This window comes from Pseudomonadota bacterium (genome assembly GCA_039815145.1).
Classification (GTDB): Bacteria; Pseudomonadota; Gammaproteobacteria; order Steroidobacterales; family JBCBZW01; genus JBCBZW01.
This window is the reverse complement of sequence record JBCBZW010000002.1, coordinates 33,344-55,666: the sequence shown is the minus strand read 5'-3', so window position 1 is coordinate 55,666 and position 22,323 is coordinate 33,344. Positions and strand designations below refer to the sequence as shown.

The window sequence follows — 22,323 nt, the reverse complement described above, 5'->3', positions numbered from 1 at the left end:
GAACCCCAGTGTATCAGCGCATCGCCGCCAGCGAGGGCATGGGTCGGACGCTATACTGACGAGTGATGACCTTCGAAGACCACGCCTGATGCTCGATTTGGGTCCCGTCTGGCTGACGGCGCGCCTGGCGGCCGTCACCACCCTCATCCTGCTCGCCCTCGCGACGCCCCTGGCCTGGTGGCTTGCGCGCTCTCGCTCCGCCCTGCGTCCCGCGGTGGAGGCCATCACCGCCCTGCCCCTGGTGCTGCCGCCCACCGTGCTCGGCTTCTACCTACTCACGCTACTCAGCCCCAACGCCCCGCTCGGACGCCTGTGGGTGGAGCTTACCGGCGATGCGCTCACCTTCTCCTTCAGCGGCCTGGTGGTCGCCTCCGTGCTGTACTCGCTCCCCTTCGCGGTGCAACCGCTGCAGCGTGCCTTCGAGGGCGTCGATCATGGTCTACTGGAAGCCGCCGCCACATTGGGAGCCAAACCTACCGAGCGATTCGTACGGATCGCCCTGCCCCTCGCCCGCCGGGGGTATCTCACGGCGGCCGTGTTGGCGTTCGCTCACACGGTGGGGGAGTTCGGCGTCGTCCTCATGGTGGGCGGGGCGATTCCTGGCGAAACCCGCGTGATCTCCATCGCCATCTATGAACACGTGGAGACCTTGCGCTACGCCCAGGCCCACGCCCTGTCCCTCGGACTGCTGCTGTTCTCCTTCCTGGTGTTGCTGCTGGTCTACACCGGCAACGCTCGGCACCCCAGATCGCGAGGTGCCCGATGAGCGAGTCCGATACGCTCGACCTCGAACTGCGGGTCGACCGCGGCACCTTCACCCTGACCCTGGCGGAGCGCCTGCCTCTGCGGGGCATCACCGCCGTGTTCGGCCCCAGCGGCGGCGGCAAGAGCACCCTCCTGCGCGCTATCGCCGGTCTCGACCGCGCCGAGGGTCACATCCAGCTCGCCGACCAATGCCTGCTCGACAGCAACCGAGGCATCGATGTCCCGGCCCACGATCGCCCCGTCGGGTTGGCCTTTCAGGATGGCCGTCTGTTCCCCCATCTCGATGTGCGCGGCAATTTGCACTTCGCCTGGCGACAGGTGCCCAAGCACGCGCGCGAACAGAACTACTTCGACGAGGCGATCGAGGCCTTCGAACTCAGCGGGCTGTTAACGCGGAGCGTGGATGGGCTATCGGGCGGTGAGCGACAGCGGGTCGCCCTCGCCCGCACCTTGCTCGCAAGACCGCAGCTGCTGTTGCTGGACGAGCCCCTGTCCGCCCTGGACGCGACTCGCAAGGGCGACATACTGCCCTACCTCGACGAGCTCACGGCACGCTTCTCCCTGCCCGTGCTCTACGTAACCCACGCCCTCGATGAGGTGACGCGCCTGGCGGATCGCGTGCTGGTGCTCGACGGGGGGCGGCAACGCCTGCTGGGACCGGTGAGTGAGGTGCTGGCGCGGGCCGACCTTGAGGCCATCACCGGGCGCTACGACGCCGGCGTGTTGTTGCTTGGCGAGGCCGGGCCCTACGATGAGCACCATCGGCTGATGAGCGTGCAGGTGGATGAGCATACGCTGGTGATCCCGACGTCGGCGCCCGTCGCCGCCGGCCAGGCCCTGCGCCTTCGGGTCCTCGCCCGGGACGTGTCCCTGGCCCTCGAGCCGCCGCCCGCCATCAGCATCCGCAACGTGCTGCGCGCGCGCGTCACCCGCTGCCAGCCCGCGGCTCCTGATTCGCCCTTCGTCGAGGTGTCCCTGGCCCTGGGACAGCAACAGCTGCGCTCGCGCGTCACCCGCTCCGCCAGCGAGGAGCTGTCGTTGCGAGAGGACCTCGCGCTCTACGCGCTCATCAAGTCCGTGAGCTTCGATCGACCGGGTGACTGAGCGATAACCTAGAGAATTCGCTAGCTCTGTCGACTCTCTTCATACATGCGGATCAGGAAACCCCGGATCGCCTCCCGCGCATCCGCCTGCGGCATCAGCTTCTGCGCTTCCATCAGGGCCGCCATGTCGGCGATCGAGCGCTGGCCGTCGATCATGGACATCAGGAAGGCATGGATGCGCGTCGACGCCGCCTGCAACTTGAAGGACTCGCTGAGGGGCACGGGACTCTCCCCCACGGTGATCCAGTCCGGCAGGCTGACGTGGTCCGCGTCGGCGCGGGCATCGCGCGTCTTGTCGGCGGCGAGTACCACCACTTGTTCCACCCGCCCATGGCGACTGTGCGGCGAGCGCAGGTACGGCAATTCGTGTTCGACCACCTCGGGCGTAGCGAAGCCCGCCTCTTCCACCAGCGCCATCACCTCTTCCAGGCAATAGCGTGTCGCTAGCTCTGCGCCTGAGAAACTGAGCGATCCGAAGGAGATCCAGCGCCCGCCGGGCTTGAGCAGGCGGTTGATCCGACGTGCCTGCCGCGCGAAGTCCTCATCCACGATGTCGACCACCCATGGGGTCAGCACCAGATCCATGCTGCCCCACAAGACGGGCGGACGATGCACATCGCCCAACAGGAAGTGCAGTCCCTCGTGAGCCGCCGCTGGGGCCTTGAGTCGGTGAGCGACCGCCACGTCCGCGAGCCCCTTGGGCGCCAGGGGAAACTCGTGCAGCACTATCTCTCCGCCGGCGCTCAGCAGCTGCCCGATGCGGCCGAGAAACGGATTGATGTCGAGGGCCAGGGTGAGGCCGTCGGCGAGGTGCTGATGGAGGTCGTAGCTCAAGCGACCTGCCCCGCTGCCGAGCACCAGCCGGTGGTGGGTCTCGGCGGGCAGCACGGCGCGCACCGCCTCGAGCGACGCCTGGTTCTCCGCCTCGCCCCACACCCAATCGCGGAAGATGTTGGCCGTGTAGGTCAGCACCCCCTGGGTGGGCGGAAGGCGCGTACGCAAGGCAATCAGCGTAGCAAGGTCGGCCTGAAGAGCAGCCTCGTCGACGGGCCCCTGCGAGAACGGGCCCAGCACCTGCGCCACTTCCTGAGCGTAGCGCGCACGGCCCTCCGCCACCTTCGCCATGCGCTCGCGACTGGCCGCGGGCAGGCGCTTGCCGGCGCTGGCCAGGTGCTTGCGCAGATCGCCAGCTTCCCGCTTGGCGAGCGCCACTTCACGCTGGAACCGCAAGCGCCATTCGCCGAGGGCTGCCTCGGGCGCCGCGTAGAGGCAAGGCAGATCAGCGCGCACCGGGTACTTGGCTGTGTCGCTGCGCCACTCCCCATCGACGAACGCCAGGGCGCCGTGGCTACTCGGGCACGCCAACAGCCCCTCGAGGGCACTCACCGCCTCTGCCCCCGCGGGCGCGTGCGTTGCCCAAGACTCACGTTAGCTTCGCAGGAGATAAGCGGTTTCAGCCATGGCCGTGAGCCCTCGCTCGCGAAACTTCGGTTCCTCGTCGAGCACATCACGGCGCATCAACAGGTCGATCTCGTGCCTGGCCTCAAACAGGGCTTGCACTTCCTCCTCCCGCACGGAGAAGGGCGGGCCTTGCATCACGCTCTCGTCGTACTCCACCACCACCAGCAGGGTGTTGCAGGCGCCGGGCAGCACGCGCGCCAGGTGATCGACGTAGCGCGCCCGGTCAGCATCGTTGAGGGCGACCAGGGCACCGCGATCGAACACGGCCGTGACGTCCGCCAGGTGCGACTGCTCGAGGGCGAATACATCGCCGACGAAGAAGGTGACGTTGCCGGCCACGTAGCGGGTGAGCTCGGGGCTCTCCTGAGTGATCTTGGGCGTCTGGCCGTACTCATCGAAGAACTCCCGGGCCGCGATATCGCTCAGGTCGATACCGATCACCGGGTGCCCGCGATCGGCGAGCCAGGCCATGTCGAAGGCCTTACCGCAGAGGGGGAGAAACACCGCCCCCGGGCGCTCGTCGAGCCCCAGGCGATCGATGAATCGCTCGAGCGTCTGGTTGGTATGACCTTGGTGAAAACCGATGGCGCCGTCGCGCCAACGCGCCAACCAGAACTCTGCATCGGGCACCGGTGGCCTCCGCACAATCGACTGATGAGAAGGCCATTGTAGCCTCCTCGGCGACGCGAGCTAGCGTCGCCGCATCCGGCCCATCCGCCCTACCCCAGGCCCCGGTGATTCCGGTAATCTCAAGGTCAGGTTCAGACCCACGGCGAAGGCCCATGTCGCGTTGCAGACTGATCTACCGCAGCAACAGCATCGACGAGATGCTCTCCGAAGCCGCTCTCCAGCAACTCGCTAAGGAGAGTGCAGAAAAAAACGCCGCACGAAACATCACCGGCATGCTCTTGCTCTCGGGCGAGAAGTTCCTGCAGGTGCTGGAAGGCCCCGTGCGCGCCGTCAATCAGCTGTACGGCAACATCATGAACGACCCGCGCCACGAGAACGTCACCCTGTTGACCTACGAACCGCTGGGACCCGCCTACTTCCCCGAGTGGGACATGGTGATGCTGGATCTGTACAACTTGCCTTTGGAACCGCGTCGGCTCCTCATGAGCAAGTACGAGTCCAACGACGGCCAGATTCGCATCCCCGACCGCCTGCACGAGGTGTACGCCTTGCTCCTCGACGCCAAAGCGATCTGCCAGCTTCCGGACGCGGCCGCCGTGGGGTTGCGCCCGGTGACCCTGGCCAGGTAGACGGCCTCGCGCTAGCTAGCGCTGGCAGCAGGTGGCTCGGCGTCCTCCGTCGACACCGGATCCCGCGCGAAGCGCAGGGAGCACACCAGCACTGCGCACACGATCGCCGCCAGCAACCAGAAGGCGGCACGCGCTCCGCCATCGAAGCTCGCGACCACGGCGGCCCGTGCCTCCTCGGCGGCCGGTACCGCCGCCGGATCGAGCGTGGGGGCGAATCCTGCACCCGCCATCACCACACTCACCGCCGCCGTGGCGAGGGCGATACCCACCACGTTGCCGGCATTGCGCGCCAGGTTGGTGAACCCCGACACCACCCCGTAGTGCTCACGGGGCACGGCGTTGATCACCGAGCTGGTGTTCGGCGCATGGAAGGCGGCAGCGCCAAAGCTCGTGACCATCATGGCGATGATCACGAACGTGACAGAAGACGTCGGCCCCACCAGGCCCAGCGCGATCAAGCCCACGACGCACACCGCGAGGCCGAGGTGCGCGAAGCGACGCGCGCCGAGGCGATCCGATAGGCCCCCTGTGATCGGCGAGGCGATCGCCGTCACGATGGCGGCAGGCACCAGCACCAGCCCCGTCGCGGTGGCATCGAGGGCGAGCACGGACTGCACGTGAAACGGCACCAGGTAGCGCATCGCGGCCAATCCCATGAAGGTGGTCAGGGTGCCGAGCACACCCATGGCGACGATGGGAATGGCAAACAGGCGCAGATCCAGCATCGGCTCCGCGGCCACCCGCTCGCGCCAGATGAACAACACGAGCAACACCGAGGCGAGCGCCAGCCCCGCCCACAGGTGGGGCGATGACCAGCCCACCCGCGCGCCACTCGACAGGCTGACCAGGAACGCCACCAGGAACATGGCGGAGAGCGCGGCGCCCAGCCAATCGAAGCGAAGTGCCTGCTCGACGGGCCGCACCTTGCGCCGACGCAGCACGGCCTGGGCACAGATCAACACTGCGATGCCGGCCACGGCGACGCCGAGAAACACCTGACGCCAGCCGAGCGTGCCGATCACCCACCCGCCGAGCGCTGGCCCCACGATCGCCCCGACGCCGACGACACCCATCTGCATGCCCAGCACGCGACCGCGCTCACGACTCTCGAACGCGTTGGCAAGAATCGCCACGGAGTTACCCTGGGCAGCAGCAGCGCCGACCCCCGTCACCACGCGGGCCAGGATCAGCATCTCGATGGAGGTGGCCGACCAGGCCACCAGGGATCCCGCCACGAAGGTGGCAAAGCCGATGAGGTAGACGAGTTTGCGCCCGATCAGGTCACCGAGCCGCCCCATGGGCACGAGCAAGGCGGCGATCGTGAGCCCGTTGCCCACCGTGACCCACTGCACCGTTGGCAGATCGGTGCCGAACAGCTGCGCCAACGTCGGCAAGGCGACCACCGTGGCGCTGTTGTCGACGACGGAGACGAACACGCCGAAAACGACGACGACAAAGACAACCCACTTACGATCCAAGGGTGCGAATCCCTCTGCCCGGTGCCGAGCGATGACTAACGTTCAGGATAGGTAAGTGCTAGCCCGGTCCCGGTCGGTCCAGGGACAGCACAAACTGGTAGGCCTGCTCGGCCAGCGGCGCACTGGTCTGCGGCGACAAGGCGTCGCCGGCGAGCACGTGTTGGCTCTTATCGCCCGCTCCCTCCACGGCCTGGAGGCGATTGCGGGGATTGGGGAAGCGCTCGTGCAGCGCGATCACCGCCGCGACGTTCAACACCTGATCCGCCGGCGAGTAAAAGCTCAACACGGGCATGGCCATGGCGGCGGGGTCACCGCGCTCCACCCGTTGCAGGAGTCGCATCATGGTGCCGACCGCAGCGGTGGGGTAGCGGGTGGTCCAGTAGCGCGCGTGGGCCTCGTTCTCCGGGGTGAACTCACGTTGCTCGCCCCCCACGACGCGCGCGATCAGATCGCCGAGCGGCCACAGGAATACCCGTGCGCTGCGATTGGCTACGCCGAAGTTCGGCGACACGAACACCATCGCCTTGACGGCCGACCGGTTCAGCTCCTCCCCCATCGCGAGGGCCGTCGCCAGGGTGGCGCCGGTCGAACAACCGACGACGATCACCTCATCACCGAGTTGGCTGGCGATGGCGAGCGCCTCGCGGCCATCCTCGAGCCAGTCGTCGACGCTCGCCTGCGCCATGGCGGCGCCGCTGCGTCCATGACCACTCAACCGGGTGTAGAAGAGATTCGCGCCCAGGGCGTCGGCCAGCAGATCGGCCATAGGGCGGGTCTCCTGGCGCGTCGCGGAGAACCCGTGCAGATACACCACGGCCAGGGGACGGCGTCGCACCTCCCCGCCGTGCCAGACGATCTGCTTCTCCGTGCCTTCGCGCACATCGCCGACGGCCGCCTCGCGCGCGGCGAGCCATGGGTCAAGTTGCGCGAGGTCAGCGGGCACTGCGGATCCTGCCCCGCTCATCTCCGGGGCCGCCGTCGTGCCGGCCGCGCAGAGCACGAGCCAAGGCAACAGCACCCAGGCCATGCGCCCCGCCTGTGCGCGAGCGGGCATGCGGAAACGTTCGGGAGGCATAAGATCTTCTTCATCAGGCGGCGCGGAATGATGGAGGCTGGGATCGGCGCGTCACCCTCAGTCGAGATCCCACTCATCGGTGGCGGGCAGATCCAGGACGGCGCGCCTGGCCGGCCCCCCCACTCCTGAGCGGGTGACGTTACCCATCAAGGACTCGAGCGTGATCAACGACGTGGGCACAGCCAGGGGACGCCCCGTGCGCGCGCTGCGCTGTGGCCCCGGCGCGTGTAAGCGCTGCGCCGCGTAGGTCTGTTCGAGTACGCGTTCCCACGCATCGAAGAGGCTCCAGAGGCTCTCGTCCATCGATCAGCGATCCTTGGCTGCACGGCACACGGCCGCTTCCGGTCACACCATCATACCGGCTCCCAGCGAAGTGCGGGCATCGGCGGTGTATGCTCTGGCGCCACTCTCATCACCGCGGAGCTTCGTGCCATGCCCTACACGCTCGTCCTCGTCCGCCACGGTCAGAGCACGTGGAACCTCGACAATCGCTTCACCGGCTGGAAGGACGTCGACCTGACGGAGCAAGGCCGTGGGGAGGCGATCGCCGCGGGGAAACTCATCCGCGAAGCCGGCCTCACCTTCGACGTCGCCTACACATCGGTGTTGACCCGCGCCATTCGCACCCTGTGGAGCATTCTCGACGAGCTCGACCTGCTCTGGCTGCCCGTGCATCGGCAGTGGGAACTGAACGAGCGGCACTACGGTGCGCTGCAGGGCCTCAACAAGGCCGAGACGGCGGCCAAGCACGGCGATGAGCAAGTTCACATATGGCGTCGCAGCTACGACATCCCGCCGCCCGCCATGGAGGACGGCGACGAGCGCCACCCTCGCCATGACCGGCGCTACGCCGGCGTCGATCCGGCGCACCTCCCCGGCACGGAATCCCTCAAGGACACCTTGGCGCGCGTGCAGCCCTTCTGGGAGCGCGAGATCGCGCCCCGAGTGCGCAGTGGCGAGCGGGTGCTCATCGCCGCCCACGGCAACAGCCTCCGGGCGCTGGTGAAGATGCTCAGCGGCATCTCCGACGATGAGATCACGGGCCTGAACATCCCCACGGGCGTGCCCCTCGTCTACGAGCTCGACGACGATCTTAAAGAGATTTCCCGCGCCTACCTCGGCGACCCGGAGGCCATCAAGGCAGCGGCCGCGGCTGTCGCCGCCCAGGGTCAGGCGCAGGACTAGCCACCGTGGGGCAGGAAATCGAGCGCAAGTTTCTCCTGCGCAACGCGGGCTGGCGCCCCCTGGTGAGTCGCTCCGTCACGATGCGCCAGGCCTACCTGAGCGAGGCCGGTCGCGCCTCGGTCAGGGTGCGCGTGGAAGGTGAGCAGGCCAACCTCAACATCAAGAGCAGCACGCTCTCGATCGAGCGCCAGGAGTTCGAGTTTCCGATCCCCTTGAGCGAAGCCCTGGGCCTCTTTCCCCTGTGCGCCGATCATCCGGTCGAGAAGGTGCGCCACTACGTGCCGGACGGGGAGTTCACCTGGGAGATCGATGAGTTCGAAGGCGCCAACGCCGGCCTGATCGTCGCCGAGATCGAGCTCGCCTCTCCCGATCAGGTACACCCCACCCCCGACTGGCTGGGTGAGGAGGTGTCCTTGGATAAGCGCTACTACAACGTCTACCTCGCCAAACACCCCTACGGCAACTGGGGCGATTCGCCGCCCGACGTCACGTCCTGACCGGTCGATTCCGACTGATCCTAACGTTCTCGCTCGCTCCGATGTGAGCGCAGGCAGGCCATCGCCTTGCCTGCGCTCGACGAGCGCCTACGGCGCGGGGGTGACGCGGGTCTCGATGATGAACTGCATCATGTCACCGTTGCGCTCGAGGTAAGCGCGCGCGCCGTGCACGGCGTGGGACGGATCGTGAAACTCGAATATCGGATCAGCGCCGGTCTCACCGGGAGCGAACTGGGCAAACTGGGCGTCGCGGCAGAGGTTCGGACCAGCGAAGTAATCCAGGTTCGGGTCGGAACAGTAGGGCTCCAGGAAGTTCAGGATCTGCAGCCGCAACTCGGTACGCACGGGGTGCGCCTTGCCATGATCTCGCACCACCAGGTGCACCTCGGCCTCAGGATTCTCGTAGCCACGACCGAAGCCCATGGGATCGACGATGTTGCCGCTCCCAAGATCCAAGCCGCCACCGGCCGCGGAGCGGTAGATCGCCCCCACCAAGCGAATGCCCCCACGCGTGGTGGTGGTGCCACCGGTGGCGAACACCACGGCGATCTCCGCCGCCAGGTTGGGATCGATCAGGGCTGGATCCGGTGTGCCGTTCTCCAGCGACTCCACGTAGGCCGCGCCGAAGATGTCCGTGGGACCGCACTGCTCCGCAGCGCCCGGATTCTCCGTGCACGCATCGGGGTTGTTGAAGATCACCCACCACACGGTGATCGCGCGGCTGAAGCCAGGATCGTCGTGATGGTCGGCCAGGGCCCCTTGGCCGGCGAGGACCAGGGCGCCGATGAGTACGAAGGCGCGCGTAAGGTTGCGTGAGGTCATGTCGACCCTCCTTGAGTCTGGCTGGGGAGCGAAGAGCGCGATCCAGCCAGCCCAGCCCACCGGGGTGTGGATCGAGGGTGATGCCCACTCGTCGTCGGCGTGTACTGCGTTGCTGCGAAGCACATCGCTCGATCGCGGTGAGGCGTCTTGTTATCTCGGTGACGCGAAACTTCTCGAACTGCCGGAACTCTAGCGCAATCCGGCGCCACAGGCGACAGATATTTCGCATCAGCCGCTGCGTGTGTGGTGCCCGAGAGGGGCCTTCGACGGTGCTGGGCGCCCAGGGCAGGACGCAGGTGGGGGCTGGCGCTAGCGCGCGGATGCCAGGCGCAGCTTGATCTCGTCCCACATGCCTCGGTACGCCATCGCCGCATCACTGGTGCTTGCGAAGCGATCCACGGGCTGGCGCTTCACGCCCATGCGCTCCACGTCGACCGCGTACGGAACACTGTGGGTCAGGGGGCGGGCGAGCTTCTTGCCCGGTAGTTGTCCGTCCATGATGTCGCGGTGCAGCTGCTTGCGCCGATCGCACATCGAGAAGAACGGTAAGAGCTGCAGCGACTTGGTCTGCTTGTCGTCGAGTTCGGCGAGCAGCTGCTCCCAGGTACGCACGGACAGGGTCGTCGGCACGATGGGCACCAGGAGTGCATCCAGGCAACGCAGCACGCTTTGCGTGAAGCGCGTGTAGCCCGCGGGGCAATCAAGAAACACAAAGTCGTAGTCGCGTTGCAGCGACTTCAGGCGCGCTGCGAGTAGCTGGTGGGGCTTGGTGATCTGGTGCACCAGGCGCTCGAGCTTGCGGTGCTTCGGGTCCGCTGGAATCAGGTCGAGATTCGCGTAGTCGGTGCTGCGCACGGCCTGCGCCAGCCTGCCGCGCTCGCGCAGCAAGCTCTTCACGCCGCCGCCAGGGGCCGGCTGCATGCGGTAGTAGAAGCTCACGGCCCCCTGCGGGTCGAGATCCCAGACCAGGGTCCGGGCGCCCTCGCACGCTGCGAGGTAAGCCAGGTTGACCACCGTGGCCGTCTTGCCCACACCGCCCTTGATGGCGAAGCTACCGATCACTGCCGTCATGGGGCGGCGAACAGGGCTTTGCAGAGCACTCGCATGTCCTTGCTGGCAAAGGTGCGCAGGGAGGCTGCCGCTTCGACGCCGAGGTCACGTTGCTTGGCCTGCAGGCCCACGCGGAGCTGTTCGATGGCGCTGGCCACCGCGGGAGTCAGGGCGTCTTGCAAGCGCATCCGCTCGGAGAGGGTGATCAAGGCTTGCTCGTGCACGTAACAGTCATGGTGCGTACCCAGCTGGTCCTGCAACGCCTTGAGCTCGCGGCGCAACGCCCGCACACGGTCCTTCGGTAGCAGGGTCGCGAAGGCATCGAGCAGGTAACGGCACCGCTTGGCGACGATGCGCGCGTCGTGCAGCACCTGCGCGTCCTGACCGTCGCCAGCGCCGACGGCCGCCTTGCGCAACTTGCGAAAGCGTCGACGCAGGCGCGCCCGGGCGTAACCGTCGATCGGCGCCATCGCGTGCTCCAGCGGCGTACGCCGCGGCGCCGGCGATGCTACGAATTCCTTTAGGGAGCTCACCAAGCGCTCGAAGCGTACCGATGCCAGACGCTCGTGCAGGCGCTCGTAGGCCTGCTCCAGCTCTCGCGCGACAAAGCTCTGACAGTGGGTCGAGAAGGCCTCGCGTACCTCCCCCTCCTCCTCGAGCAGGCTCGCGTAGTCGTCCAGCGACAGCACCAGCACATCCAGGTCGCGCGCATCCCCGGTGATTTCGCCCAGCCACTTGAGATCTCGCCGGTAGCGCTCGAGGGTGCGCTTGGGGAACACCCCGTCCAGCTCGCTCAACAGGGCGCGGGCGCGCCGCAGGGACGTGCGAAAGTCATGGAGAAACTCTGGGTCCGTGCGCGCCCGCACGCCGGGCAGATTGCATTGCATGACCCCGAAGAAGGCCGACAGCAGCTGGCGCGCCGCCTCGTCCGTTCGCGCTTCAGGCGCGAGGTGAACTCGAGGCCGGACCACGTAGCAAGCGGGCCGACGCCCGCTGAACGCGAGCGCCTCCACCATCAGGTCATGCTCGGCGAGACGCAGGCCCAGGCGCTTTACCTCGCGACTCAACGCCTTGCAGCTAGCCTCGTAGCCACGCAGGGGCTGCAGGCGAAGGCGCCGAGCCACCACGGGAGCCGCCTTGGTGTGATCGGCATCCGCCAGGCTGCCAGTCTCGAAGGTGAGCCGGGCCAGGGTCTTGCCGTCGTCGTTCTCGAAATTCAGCGTGTGGGCCTGGGTGTGCACGATCACCTGGGGCAACAATGCGCGCGGCTCGGTGAATCCAGACAGGCGCTCACGAAATGCCCCTACCGGCAGCTCGTGGGCGAAGTGGGGCATGCGTGCGTTGGGCAGCACGCGGTCGGGGGCGCCGTTCTCCAGGCACCGCCAATGCAGGTGATTGGACGAGCCGTTGCGATGCTCTTCCAGCACGTAGCCCTGATTGAAGAGCCGCCAATCGAAGGTGTCGAAGTAGCAGACCACCCATCGCTGGGCGCCAAGATCCCGCAGCGCAAAGCGCTGACACAGAGTGTCGGCGATGTCTGCCGCCGCGAAATCCTCGGGCAGCGCGTATTCGTGTCTCATTAATCCCCGCGTCCAGACGCGCGGGGCGTCTGCAACCGCAGCCGCTCAGCTCCCCGGCGCCGCTTGCTCGACGCCGTGCCGCCGCTTCCCGTCAGCGCGATCCATCATCGCTGCGAGATCCCCGGGCGGAGCGACGCTCGAGGCGCCGACTGAACTGTTTGGCCAGCCTGTCGTTCAGGCTTTTTTCCCTGCGCTTCAACGCTGCGGACGCGCGTCTTGCGGCGATCGCGATCAGCGTTTCCTGGCTTCCCTGCTTTTCTCGATGAGTTGCCGGTTGCCGTTGTACGTACGTGCCGTCTGACCTCATGTCCCACGCGCTTCTCGCGTCTGCGAGCTGCACGTTGAGCATCAGCCGCAGCTGTGCCCGCAAATCCGTGTCCTCGATCGGGGCGATTACTTCCACCCGCGATTCGAGGTTACGACGCATGATGTCAGCCGATCCTATCCAGTATTCCTCATCCCCGCCGTTGTTGAAGTAAAAAACTCTGGCGTGCTCAAGAAAGCGGCCAACAATACTGATCACTCGGATGTTGTCGCTGACCCCAGCGAGCCCCGGCCGTAACCGGCACGTGTCTCGAATGATGAGGTCAATCGTAACGCCTGCCATCGACGCGCGATACAGGGCCCGCACCACATCCACATCTTCGAGCGCATTGCACTTGAATTGAATGCGCCCAGGGTGAGTGTCGCTATGCAGCTCAATTTCGCGCTCGATGCGTGAAATCAGTCCGGCCTTGAGTGTTTCCGGTGCACACAGCACTTTCCCATAGCGTCGCGGAGTGGGATATCCCGTCAGGTAATTGAAAAGCTCTGTAACGTCTTCGCCTATGCTCTCATCGCAGGTGAACAGGCCGAGATCGGAGTACAACCTCGCCGTGCCCGAGTGATAGTTACCGGTGCCGATATGCATGTAACGGCGCAGACCGTCGTGATCGCGGCGGACCACGTGGATCAACTTGGTGTGGGTCTTTAGTCCCAAAACACCGTAGGTCACGTGCACGCCCGCCTCTTCCAAACGCTTCGCCCAACGGATGTTGGCAGCCTCGTCAAAACGCGCCTGCAACTCCACCAGCACCGCCACGTGCTTGCGATTGCGCGCAGCGTCCACCAGGTATTGGATGACCTTGCCCTCGTGGGAGGTGCGGTAGAGGGTCATCTTGATGGCGAGCACGTCGGGGTCGAGTGACGCTGTGCGCAGGAAGCGTTCCACCGAGGAGGTGAAGGACTCGTAAGGATGTTGCACCAACATCGGTCCACCCGAGCGAATCAGCTGGAACATGTTGCGCGAGTCGTGGGCGAGGCGCGGGTGGTCCACCGGGTGATGGGGCGGGGCTTTCAGGGACGGGATGTCCAGCGCCGCGATCTCGAACAGGCTTCGCATCGCGATCATGCCGCGGACGGGATACACGTCTTCGGGTTGCAGGCCGAGGCGAGTCATCAAGGTAGTGCGCAGCTGTGGGCGCATCTGCGCATCCACCTGAAGGCGCACGATGGGCTTGAAGGGCTGTTCCTCCAGACCGCTTTCGATCAGTTCCAGCAGGTCCCCGCTATCGACCTGGGGCAGGTCCAAGCGTGCGTTGCGGGTCACCCGGAAGAGGCTGCAACTCTCCACCTGCATCCCTGGGAACAGGAGATCGAGGTTGTTCGCCATCACATCCTCGAGGAGGACGAAGCGGTTGCTGTCCTCCACCCGCTGCAGGCGCGGTACCACCTCGTCGGTGACCGGCACCTTGACCCGTGCGATGCGCTGCTCCCGCTCCGCGGGGTAGTACATGGTGACCAACAGGTTCAAGGCGAGGTTGGAGATGAACGGGAACGGGTGGCCCGGGTCCATCCCCAGCGGCGTGATCAAAGGATAGACGTTGCGGATGAAGTGGTCGCGCAGCTTGGTCCGCGCCCCCGGCGACAGATCTTGCCAGCGACAGATGCCGATGCCCGCGGCGTCCAGGTCCGACACCACCTCCTCAAAAATCGCCTCGCGCTGACGCTGCACCGCAGTAATCTTCGTGCGGCATGCTTCGATCAGCTCGCTGGGCGTGCGGCCGTCCGGTCCCCGATCGGCGATGCCTGCCATCACCAGGTTGCGCAGGCCCCCGATCCGCTTCATGAAGAACTCGTCTAAATTGCCGCTCACGATGGCTAAGAACTTCACCCGCTCGAGCAGCGGAGTGCGCGAGTCGCGGGCCTCGTGGAGCACCCGGAGGTTGAAGTCGAGCCAGGTCAGCTCGCGGTTTAGGTACAGCGACGGATCGTTCAGATCGATCGCTGCGGCGGCGGATTTCGCGCGCGTGCGAGTGGGCGGTTGGCGGGTAGCAGCGCTCAGAGCGGGGTCTCCTGAAGGTGGTGGGGCCGCCCTCCCGTGGGCCAGCCGCGGAGGGTCGACAAGGCGCTGCCCGCGGCAGACGATGCCACGGGGTCATGTTCGCGCCCGGAATCCCCCAGTCTACTACGCCTGAGTCATAACGCGACCTCGCGTCGCATCAGTTCCAGCCGTCTCGCGCACACGCGTGACACCCCGCCACAGGTGCGCTAGATTCGAGTCAACTTCGACTTATCCGTCCACCCACCGCCCCATCAGGAGGTGCGCATGATTGGAGAAAGTCACGACCTGGCTGAGGATTTCCCGGAGTATCGGGATCGGATCGCAACGCTGAGGGAGTCGAGCAGCGAGTTCGCTGAGCTCTACAACGACTACCAGCGGGTCAACAAGGAAGTTGTGCGAACAGGCCTCCGCCGCACTGTGCACTCAGACGTCTACACCACTGAGCTGAAGCGAATGCGCCTGCTGCATCTGGATCAGCTCTACGCGATGCTCAAAGCCTAAGAGCTAGCGACACCCTCTCCCAACCCCGGCCGGGCTGCTCGTCGAGCGGCCCGGCCCGATTACCTAACGGTCACGTTCGTCCAGCATCGCGCGGACGGCGCGCTCCAGCGCGAACACGTGCGTATCTTCCTCCTCGGCGCTACGTAAGGCCTCAGCCATCTGGAAGAGGTAATCGCGGTTGCTTCCGCTGGGGCCCTCGGCGAGCAAGATCTGTCGGGCGATCTCGGGCGTCGGCGCGTGACCGAGATACTCGGGGTTGTCCGCTGCGGCGTGATACACGACGGCGCGCAACAACTCTCCCCCCTGGCCCGGCGAGGAGACGTGGACGATTACCTCGTCCCGCTCGTAGCCTCCCTTCTCCCGGTAGTCCAGGCGATCGAAGACGGCGTGGCGGACGTCGTCGCTGATGCGGTAAGCGACGCCCCAACAACGATCGCCCGGTGACGGGATGAGGGTCACCACTCGCCCGGGGCGTCCAGGCACTCCGCGGTGGTCCGTCGACCCCTGCCAGAAGCGCCTCGCCCAGCCCTCGATCCAACCGCTACGCCGCTCCTCGAAGGGGAAGTCGGGCCGCCACACCAGCGAGCCGTAGCCGAAGACCCAACACGAGGGGGCTGTGCCCTCGGTCGGCGCCCTCCTCGCCAACGCTCAGCGCAGCCCCGTTTCCTGCCGTGCGATCACCAGTCTTTGGATCTCGCTGGTGCCCTCGTAGATCTCGGTGATCTTGGCATCGCGGAAATAGCGCTCGACCGGCATCTCCTTGCTGTAGCCCATGCCGCCGTGAATCTGCACCGCCTGATGGGTGATGAACATCGCCGTCTCCGACGCGAAGAGCTTCGCCGTGCTGGCCTCCGTCGTGAAGCGTGCACCGGTACGCGCCGACTCCATCTTCGCCCACGCAGCGCGCAACACCAGCAGGCGCGCCGCGTCGAGGCGTGTCTTCATGTCTGCGATCTTCGCCTGCGTCATCTGGAAGCTGCCGATGCGCTCACCGAAGGCCGTGCGTTCCTTGGCGTATTCGATGGAGGCTTCGTAGGCGGCTCGCGCGATGCCGAGCGCCTGGGCGGCGATGCCGATGCGACCCGCATCGAGCACGGACATGGCGATCTTGAAGCCCTCGCCCTCTTCGCCGAGTCGCCCGTCGACGGGGCAACGGTAGTCGTCGAGTTCGATCTCACAGGTGGCGGAGGCGCGAATACCGAGCTTTGGCTCGGTCTTGCCGCGGCTGAAACCCGGCTCCTGGGTATCGATGACGAAGGCGGTGATGCCGCGGGCACCCGCATCGGGGTCCGTCTTTGCGAACAGCACCACGTACCGCGCCACGGGACCGGAGGTGATCCACTGCTTCTTGCCGTTGATCACATAGTGGGTGCCATCGTCACTGAGTTCGGCACGCGTGTTCATGTTGCCCGCGTCGGAACCGGACTGGGCCTCCGTCAAAGCGTAGGCGCCGATCGCCTCCCCCGACGCCACCGGCACGACGAAGCGACGCTTCTGCTCTTCCGTGCCGTACTTGAGAATGCCGTTACAGTAAAGCGAATTGTTCACTGAAATGATGGTGCCGTGGGCAGCGTCCGCCGCACACACCTCTTCCATCATCACGGCGTAGCCGATGGTGTCCAGGCCAGCCCCGCCGTACTCCTCGGGCACTTCCACGCCCATAAAACCCAGCTCACCGGCCTTACGGATCGTCTCCGTCGGAAACTCGCCACTTTGATCGTAGGCAGCGGCCACCGGCGCGATTTCCTTCTGAGCAAATTCACGCGCTGCGTCCTGGATCATGCGCTGCTCGTCGGTGAGTGCAAAATTCATGACTGGCTCCAACCAAAAAAGTGCGGCCGAGGATACCATTGGGCCTGAAGCAGTGCAGTGACGGTTCACGGGGCCCGAAAGCGGGCTCACGAAGACGGTATGTAGCCTTTCGGGAACAGGATGACATCGCACCGTACGGCGCGATGATTAGGCCACTTGGTTCGCAAAGCGTTGCAGACCCACCGCTTATGACGTATACCAGTTCGTGGTCAGAAGATTACGTTAGTCGACGTCGTCGGTGATCTTTACAAGGACGTTGAGTCGGCAGCCGGAAGGCAGATCGTTGCGCGACGCAGAATCAAAAGTTTACGGGGGCAAGGCACGGCCGTTGCATTGCACCTCGCCAGGATCAGCAACGAAGTACGGCAGCACTAGTTATGGAACGTCGTCTTAACAAACGGTACAAGGGCAGCGGATTCGTCTACGTCTGCACCAACGGTCAGACGCGGCGCAAGCTCCCGATCGGGAACCTGAGCGCTCGCGGCGTGTTCGTCCGCTCCAGCGGCTACGCCTTGCCGCTCGATACGGCTGTCGACCTGGTGTTCGTGGTCAACCTTGGCAGCGTCACCAAGCTCTACCATCGAAAGGCAGTGGTCGCACATCGCTCCCGCGAAGGCATGGGTCTGCTTCTCCATCGGACCATTCGCCAGGGCGTCGAACCGTCCCTGCGCATGCACTCCTGAGGGAGCGCAGGCTGCCGACGCAACCCTGCGCCGGCAGCCAACGCCCGCGATGCCTAGCGGGCCACCTTCACCTCATACACCGCCTTTCCTGACACCCACGTCGCGTTCACGCCGATCTTCCAGATGTCCTGCGCGGGCACCTGGAACGGATCTGCGTCGACGAGAATGAAGTCGGCCCAGTAGCCCTGATCGAGGCGACCCTGACGATCGTCCGCGTGGGCGGCGAAGGCCCCTTCGACGGTGAACGAGCACAAGGCCTCGGTACGGGTCATGGCCTCTTCCACGATCCACCCCGTGGGCGGCTGCCCTGACCGATTGCTCCGCGTCACCGCCGCGTGCAGCCCGAAGAACGGGTTGGCAGGTTCCACGGGGAAGTCCGATCCCGATGCGATGCGTGCACCGCTCTCGATCAGGTGACGCCAGGCGTAGGCGCCGACCAGGCGCTGAGCGTCCAGACGCTTCATGGCCATGAACATGTCGCTGGTGGCGTGGGTCGGCTGCATGCTGGCGATTACATCGAGGGCGGAGAAGCGGGGAATGTCTGCCGGGTGGATGATCTGGGCGTGCTCCACCCGGTGTCGGCGGGCGACACGTTCCTGTGGCGGCACCTGGGCGAAGGCGTCCAACACCATGCGATTGGCTGCGTCTCCGATCGCGTGAACGTTCACCTGGAACCCCCGTGCCGAGGTCTCTCGCACCAGCGCCGCCAGCGCCGTATCCGCCTTGAACGCGAGGCCCTGATTGCCCGCCTCATCCGCGTAGGGCGCCAGGAGCGCTGCCCCTCGGCTGCCGAGGGCGCCGTCGGCGTAGACCTTCACGCTGCTCACCGTGAGGAAGTCGTTGCCCTCTCCCACCAGCGGCGCCGCGAGCGCCTCCCGTGCCGATTCGGCGAGCATGCCGTAGACGCGAATCGGCAGTTCACCGGCCTGGGCCAGTTCGCGGTAGATGGCGAGGTCCTGCGGGGTGATGCCCGCGTCGTGGACGCCGGTAATGCCAAGGCTGGCCAGCTCGTTCAGCGCCGTCAGGATCGCCGCCCGATCGTCATCTCGCGATGGCGCGGGCACCAGCCGCTCGACCAGGTCGCCGGCCGCATCGATCAACACCCCTGTGGGCTTGCCGCGTTCATCGACCTCGACGCGGCCGCCCACCGGAGCGTCGTCGGCCGCCGTGATCTCGGCCACCGCCAGGGCCCGCGAGTTCACCCACGCCGCGTGGCCGTCGATGCGACCGAGGTACACCGGCCGGTCATCAACCACCTGATCCAGATCGCTGGCGGTGGGGAACGCGCCACCAGGCCACTGCTCCTGGTTCCACCCACGCCCCACCACCCACGGCGCTTGCGGGTTCGCTTCGGCGTAAGCCGCGACCCGCGCCAGCGCTTCCTCCAGCGATCGCGTGCCCACCAGGTTGACCCGGCCGCGCGCTTCGCCGAGGGCGCGCACGTGTCCGTGAGCATCGATCAGTCCGGGCAGCAGGGTCTGCCCGGCACCGTCCACGATCGCCATTCCGACGGGCGCTTGCTGGCTCGCCTGCGATGCCTGCTCGGCGCTCGCCCAGCGCTGGGCCACGCGGCCCTGGGCGTCCACCTGCAGGCCAGCAAAGCGGCTCAAGCGACCGTTCGCGTCGCAGCTGTATCCGTTGATGTTGTGCACCAAGACCTGCGCGTGGGCAGGCCAGGCGAGGCTGGCGGCAACGACGCACGCCGCGAAGGTGCGAACAGATAACGGTGGAATTCGAATCATGGGTGGACCTCGATGTCCTGAGAAATCCTTCACGCGACAAGCTTGCCTCATCCGCCGCGCAGGGTGCCCAAGTTGGCAATAAGTAATGCCAGGCTACTCCAAAGGACTGCCTGTGCAGCCCAGCGCCAGGGCAGGCGACGAAGCAGGGAGACGAAACTCGCCGTACTCACCACGGTCAGACCGGTAAAGACCGCGAGCCAGAGCAACTGACCATCAAGCTCTGCCCGCGCAGGCTCCAGGTCACCGGAAAAGAGCAGTACGCCCTTGATCAACATGACCAGCAGCAGCACAAGAAGGATGAGCCCCGATGAGCCGAACACGATCCCCGTGAGAAACGTCAGCGGATGCACGACGACACTTTCCGTAAGCGCGCGAAGGCGCAATCGGCGCCCTTGATCGGGCGCGGAGCCAGGTCTAGTGTTGTTTGCAATACACCGCACTCGCCCTCGATATATCCGCAGCGCCCATGCTCGGGCGGTCTTGGCCTCAACACCACGCTAATCCCCCAGGTGAATGAACAGATGAGAAGTATCGCATTGCCCGCACCGGCGCTACACAAGGCGCTTGCCCTGTTCACCCTGCTCTTGTTCATCGGCGCCCTCGCCGCGGCGCCCACATGGGCGGCCGAGGCGGACGCGGATGACAAGGCGATGCCGGCGGCGGAGGATAATGTTCTCGACGAACCACTGGAAGCGCTGCAGCCGGCACAACAGCACAAGAAGATCGTGCAAGTGGTCACGGACCTCATGGATCAGTTCCACTACGCCGGCACGGACATCGACAACGCCCTCTCCAGTCAAATTCTTGACGGCTACATCGACGCCCTGGATGGCAACAAGTTCTACTTCCTCGCCCAGGACGTGCAGCGCTTCGAGCGCTACCGAACCACCTTGGACGACTCCGTGCGCGCGGGAAACGTGGCCCCGGCCTTCGACATCTTCAACCGCTACCGCAAGCGCGTACACGAGCGCATCGTGCACGCCATCTCGCTCCTCGATACCGAGCCTGACTTCACGATTGACGAGGCCTACTACTTCGATCGCGAAGACCAGCCCTGGGCGCGCACCGCGTCCGAGCTGGATGAGATCTGGCGCCAGCGCGTAAAGAACGACTCTCTTAGCCTAATGCTCACAGGTAAAGAATGGGGCGGCGATGACGGCGTCGCCTCCACCCTGCGCAAGCGCTACGAGCGCGTCCTGCGCCGTACCAGTCAGCTCACCGCTGATGAGGTGTTCGAGAGCTTCATGAACGCCTACGCGGACACGCTCGACCCTCACTCGAACTACTTCTCCCCGCGCAACACGGAGGAGTACCGCATTCAGATGAGCCTCTCCTACGAGGGCATCGGTGCCTCGCTGCAATTGCGCGAAGACTACGTCACCATCATGAACATCATCCCCGGCGGTCCCGCCGCCATCGATGGCTCGATGGAGCAGAAGGATCGCATCACCGCGGTCGGTCAGGGAGATGAGGGATCGTTCGTGGACGTGATCGGTTGGCGCCTCGACGACGTAGTCGAACTCATTCGCGGCCCGGGCGGTACGACGGTCCGCCTGCAGATCCTCCCGGCCGGTGCTGCACCGGGCTCCGCCGAGAAGATCGTCGCCCTGGTGCGCGACGAGGTCCGACTCGAAGCCCAGGCCGCCCAGCGTGAAACCCTCGAGATCGAACGCGGCGACAACGCCTACAAGGTCGGCGTCATCAAGGTGCCGAGCTTCTACCAGGACTACGCGGCGCGCCAGGCCGGCCGCAAGGACTACACGAGCACCACCCGCGACGTGCGCCGTCTCATCGGCGAGCTGAAGGAAGAAGGGATGGACGCGCTCATCGTCGACCTGCGCAACAACGGCGGCGGACATCTGTGGGAGGCTCGCGCCATGACCGGCCTGTTCATCGATGGCCCGGTGGTGCAGTTCCGCGAGACCAATGGTCGCGTTCGCCAGCTCAGCGACATCGAACCCGGCGTCGCCTACGACGGCCCCCTCGCCGTGTTGGTGGATCGCTACAGCGCGTCGGCCTCGGAAATCTTCGCGGCCGCCATTCAGGACTACGAACGCGGTGTGGTGATCGGCCAGAACACCTTCGGCAAGGGCTCGGTGCAGAACCTCTACGATCTCAACCGCTGGAGCACCAAGCGTTCCACCGGCGACATGGGGCAGCTGACGCTCACGATCGGCAAGTACTACAGGGTGACCGGAGGCAGCACCCAGCTGCGTGGCGTGGCGCCGGACATCCACCTGCCCTCGCCGGTCGATGAGGACCTGGTCGGCGAGTCGACCCGCGAGACCGCGTTGAACTGGGACCAGATCGACGCCACCCGCTTCCGCCAGGGCACGCCGCTCGACACGCAGATCGTCAGCCTCGAGCGCTACCACGGCAAGCGTGTCGCCGATGACCCCGACTTCCGCCTGTGGCAGACGGAGATCGAAGACCTGGAGGAGTTCAGCTCCCGAACGTCCGTCTCCCTGAACTACGACGCCCGCAAAGCCGAGCGGGATGCCCGCCAGCAGCGCCGCCTCGCACTGGAGAACGAGCGGCGTGAAGCCCTCGGCATGGAGGCGCTGAAGGACGTCGAGGCCCTCGAAGACGTGGAGCCGGTGGATGTGATGCTGCACGAAGCGGCGGAGATCATCACCGACTACTCGAGCCTGGCCGGCCTGCTACCCCAGCGCACGGCCGCCAGCACTCCCGCCCCTATCGAGAGCGAGGCGGTGGTGAACTAAGCCGACTGGTACTTGGGGGCCGGACGAATCCTTAGGTTCGCCGGCACCCCTCGGACCCGGAAGGGGGAGCGGTGCCGCGGCGCCGCTCCCCTTTTTTCGTGGTACTCCGCGAACCCCGTCACCAAACGCCGCTCGGGCGATTACGTCCTGTCGGGATGTGCGCAACCAATCGCGGCATCGAAACGTCGAAGACAGCAGGATGCCCGCGGCCGTAGGGGACTTGCAGATGTGTAGTTTGGTGTTATACTCCTGTACAACACTAAT

21 protein-coding genes are annotated in these 22,323 nt (G+C 65.8%); 8 read left to right on the top strand and 13 right to left on the bottom strand.

Translation table 11 applies throughout. From position 1 onward, the window contains the following. The first annotated feature begins 88 nt into the window (after positions 1-88). Positions 89-766, top strand: coding sequence for a molybdate ABC transporter permease subunit (modB, locus tag AAF184_01270; protein ID MEO0420935.1), 678 nt, complete (start codon positions 89-91; stop codon positions 764-766). Continuing rightward, positions 763-1,869, top strand: a complete 1,107-nt coding sequence (modC, locus tag AAF184_01265; protein ID MEO0420934.1) for a molybdenum ABC transporter ATP-binding protein — start codon at positions 763-765, stop codon at positions 1,867-1,869. Before modB ends, modC begins: the two co-directional genes overlap by 4 nt. A 20-nt stretch (positions 1,870-1,889) precedes the next feature. On the opposite strand, the gene AAF184_01260 is transcribed toward modC, so the two are convergent. Both AAF184_01260 and AAF184_01255 read right to left on the bottom strand, forming a co-directional pair. Further along, complete coding sequence (locus AAF184_01260; protein MEO0420933.1) at positions 1,890-3,254, bottom strand: class I SAM-dependent methyltransferase; 1,365 nt, start codon at positions 3,252-3,254, stop codon at positions 1,890-1,892. A gap of 42 nt (positions 3,255-3,296) precedes the next feature. Beyond that, positions 3,297-3,959, bottom strand: coding sequence for a thiopurine S-methyltransferase (locus AAF184_01255; GenBank protein MEO0420932.1), 663 nt, complete (start codon positions 3,957-3,959; stop codon positions 3,297-3,299). A 152-nt stretch (positions 3,960-4,111) separates the two neighbouring features. Between AAF184_01255 and AAF184_01250 the strand changes: the two genes are divergently transcribed. Beyond that, complete coding sequence (locus AAF184_01250) at positions 4,112-4,588, top strand: BLUF domain-containing protein (GenBank protein MEO0420931.1); 477 nt, start codon at positions 4,112-4,114, stop codon at positions 4,586-4,588. 11 nt (positions 4,589-4,599) lie between these two features. Here the strand turns inward: AAF184_01250 and AAF184_01245 are convergent, their stop codons facing one another. The 3 genes from AAF184_01245 to AAF184_01235 form a co-directional block, all read right to left on the bottom strand. Next, on the bottom strand, positions 4,600-6,066 hold the full coding sequence (locus AAF184_01245; GenBank protein MEO0420930.1) for an MFS transporter: 1,467 nt from the start codon (positions 6,064-6,066) through the stop codon (positions 4,600-4,602). A gap of 58 nt (positions 6,067-6,124) precedes the next feature. Continuing rightward, a complete protein-coding gene (locus AAF184_01240; protein MEO0420929.1) occupies positions 6,125-7,120 on the bottom strand; it encodes an alpha/beta fold hydrolase in 996 nt (331 codons plus the stop codon). Between the two features lie 78 nt (positions 7,121-7,198). Next, positions 7,199-7,444: a hypothetical protein gene (locus AAF184_01235; protein ID MEO0420928.1), complete on the bottom strand. Its 246-nt coding sequence runs from the start codon at positions 7,442-7,444 to the stop codon at positions 7,199-7,201. Between the two features lie 129 nt (positions 7,445-7,573). On the opposite strand from AAF184_01235, the gene gpmA reads away from it, so the two are divergent. Both gpmA and AAF184_01225 read left to right on the top strand, forming a co-directional pair. Beyond that, positions 7,574-8,326 carry a 2,3-diphosphoglycerate-dependent phosphoglycerate mutase gene (gene gpmA / locus AAF184_01230; protein MEO0420927.1) on the top strand — a complete coding sequence of 251 codons (753 nt, stop codon included), beginning with the start codon at positions 7,574-7,576 and terminating at the stop codon, positions 8,324-8,326. Between the two features lie 5 nt (positions 8,327-8,331). Next, positions 8,332-8,823, top strand: a complete 492-nt coding sequence (locus AAF184_01225) for a CYTH domain-containing protein (protein ID MEO0420926.1) — start codon at positions 8,332-8,334, stop codon at positions 8,821-8,823. Positions 8,824-8,910: 87 nt separating this feature from the next. On the opposite strand, the gene AAF184_01220 is transcribed toward AAF184_01225, so the two are convergent. The 4 genes from AAF184_01220 to ppk1 all read right to left on the bottom strand — a co-directional run bounded on the left by AAF184_01220 (position 8,911) and on the right by ppk1 (position 14,598). Next, the gene (locus AAF184_01220; protein ID MEO0420925.1) at positions 8,911-9,645 is read right to left on the bottom strand and encodes a hypothetical protein; all 735 of its coding nucleotides are present in this window, start codon (positions 9,643-9,645) and stop codon (positions 8,911-8,913) included. Between the two features lie 309 nt (positions 9,646-9,954). Next, positions 9,955-10,716, bottom strand: a complete 762-nt coding sequence (locus AAF184_01215; protein ID MEO0420924.1) for a ParA family protein — start codon at positions 10,714-10,716, stop codon at positions 9,955-9,957. After that, the gene (locus AAF184_01210; protein MEO0420923.1) at positions 10,713-12,275 is read right to left on the bottom strand and encodes a CHAD domain-containing protein; all 1,563 of its coding nucleotides are present in this window, start codon (positions 12,273-12,275) and stop codon (positions 10,713-10,715) included. The genes AAF184_01215 and AAF184_01210 overlap by 4 nt, the downstream gene beginning before the upstream one ends. A 91-nt stretch (positions 12,276-12,366) precedes the next feature. Continuing rightward, entirely contained in the window at positions 12,367-14,598 is a 2,232-nt protein-coding gene (ppk1, locus tag AAF184_01205; protein ID MEO0420922.1) for a polyphosphate kinase 1, read from the bottom strand. Between the two features lie 264 nt (positions 14,599-14,862). Here ppk1 and AAF184_01200 point away from each other — a divergent pair, with 264 nt between their 5' ends. After that, positions 14,863-15,099, top strand: a complete 237-nt coding sequence (locus tag AAF184_01200) for a DUF465 domain-containing protein (GenBank protein ID MEO0420921.1) — start codon at positions 14,863-14,865, stop codon at positions 15,097-15,099. A gap of 63 nt (positions 15,100-15,162) precedes the next feature. Here AAF184_01200 and AAF184_01195 read toward each other — a convergent pair whose 3' ends face one another. Together AAF184_01195 and AAF184_01190 are read right to left on the bottom strand one after the other, a co-directional pair. After that, the gene (locus AAF184_01195) at positions 15,163-15,744 is read right to left on the bottom strand and encodes a gamma-glutamylcyclotransferase (GenBank protein MEO0420920.1); all 582 of its coding nucleotides are present in this window, start codon (positions 15,742-15,744) and stop codon (positions 15,163-15,165) included. Positions 15,745-15,747: 3 nt separating this feature from the next. Next, positions 15,748-16,911 (bottom strand): acyl-CoA dehydrogenase family protein, encoded by a 1,164-nt coding sequence (locus tag AAF184_01190; protein MEO0420919.1) that lies wholly within the window; start codon positions 16,909-16,911, stop codon positions 15,748-15,750. Positions 16,912-17,288: 377 nt separating this feature from the next. On the opposite strand from AAF184_01190, the gene AAF184_01185 reads away from it, so the two are divergent. Then, a complete protein-coding gene (locus tag AAF184_01185) occupies positions 17,289-17,594 on the top strand; it encodes a hypothetical protein (GenBank protein ID MEO0420918.1) in 306 nt (101 codons plus the stop codon). 53 nt (positions 17,595-17,647) lie between these two features. Here AAF184_01185 and AAF184_01180 read toward each other — a convergent pair whose 3' ends face one another. Both AAF184_01180 and AAF184_01175 read right to left on the bottom strand, forming a co-directional pair. After that, complete coding sequence (locus tag AAF184_01180; GenBank protein MEO0420917.1) at positions 17,648-19,336, bottom strand: amidohydrolase; 1,689 nt, start codon at positions 19,334-19,336, stop codon at positions 17,648-17,650. Positions 19,337-19,383: 47 nt separating this feature from the next. Then, a complete protein-coding gene (locus AAF184_01175) occupies positions 19,384-19,686 on the bottom strand; it encodes a hypothetical protein (protein MEO0420916.1) in 303 nt (100 codons plus the stop codon). Between the two features lie 171 nt (positions 19,687-19,857). Between AAF184_01175 and AAF184_01170 the strand changes: the two genes are divergently transcribed. Continuing rightward, on the top strand, positions 19,858-22,059 hold the full coding sequence (locus AAF184_01170; protein ID MEO0420915.1) for a carboxy terminal-processing peptidase: 2,202 nt from the start codon (positions 19,858-19,860) through the stop codon (positions 22,057-22,059). Positions 22,060-22,323 lie beyond the last annotated feature (264 nt).

Excerpts from the sequence above, each read along its gene's own strand:
- modB (MEO0420935.1), top strand. The coding sequence starts at position 89 with ATGCTCGATTTGGGTCCCGTCTGGCTGACGGCGCGCCTGGCGGCCGTC.
- modC (MEO0420934.1), top strand. The coding sequence starts at position 763 with ATGAGCGAGTCCGATACGCTCGACCTCGAACTGCGGGTCGACCGCGGC.
- AAF184_01250 (MEO0420931.1), top strand. The coding sequence starts at position 4,112 with ATGTCGCGTTGCAGACTGATCTACCGCAGCAACAGCATCGACGAGATG.
- AAF184_01240 (MEO0420929.1), bottom strand. The coding sequence starts at position 7,120 with ATGCCCGCTCGCGCACAGGCGGGGCGCATGGCCTGGGTGCTGTTGCCT.
- AAF184_01235 (MEO0420928.1), bottom strand. The coding sequence starts at position 7,444 with ATGGACGAGAGCCTCTGGAGCCTCTTCGATGCGTGGGAACGCGTACTC.
- gpmA (MEO0420927.1), top strand. The coding sequence starts at position 7,574 with ATGCCCTACACGCTCGTCCTCGTCCGCCACGGTCAGAGCACGTGGAAC.
- AAF184_01220 (MEO0420925.1), bottom strand. The coding sequence starts at position 9,645 with ATGACCTCACGCAACCTTACGCGCGCCTTCGTACTCATCGGCGCCCTG.
- AAF184_01215 (MEO0420924.1), bottom strand. The coding sequence starts at position 10,716 with ATGACGGCAGTGATCGGTAGCTTCGCCATCAAGGGCGGTGTGGGCAAG.
- AAF184_01210 (MEO0420923.1), bottom strand. The coding sequence starts at position 12,275 with ATGAGACACGAATACGCGCTGCCCGAGGATTTCGCGGCGGCAGACATC.
- AAF184_01200 (MEO0420921.1), top strand. The coding sequence starts at position 14,863 with ATGATTGGAGAAAGTCACGACCTGGCTGAGGATTTCCCGGAGTATCGG.
- AAF184_01190 (MEO0420919.1), bottom strand. The coding sequence starts at position 16,911 with ATGAATTTTGCACTCACCGACGAGCAGCGCATGATCCAGGACGCAGCG.
- AAF184_01185 (MEO0420918.1), top strand. The coding sequence starts at position 17,289 with ATGGAACGTCGTCTTAACAAACGGTACAAGGGCAGCGGATTCGTCTAC.
- AAF184_01180 (MEO0420917.1), bottom strand. The coding sequence starts at position 19,336 with ATGATTCGAATTCCACCGTTATCTGTTCGCACCTTCGCGGCGTGCGTC.
- AAF184_01170 (MEO0420915.1), top strand. The coding sequence starts at position 19,858 with ATGAGAAGTATCGCATTGCCCGCACCGGCGCTACACAAGGCGCTTGCC.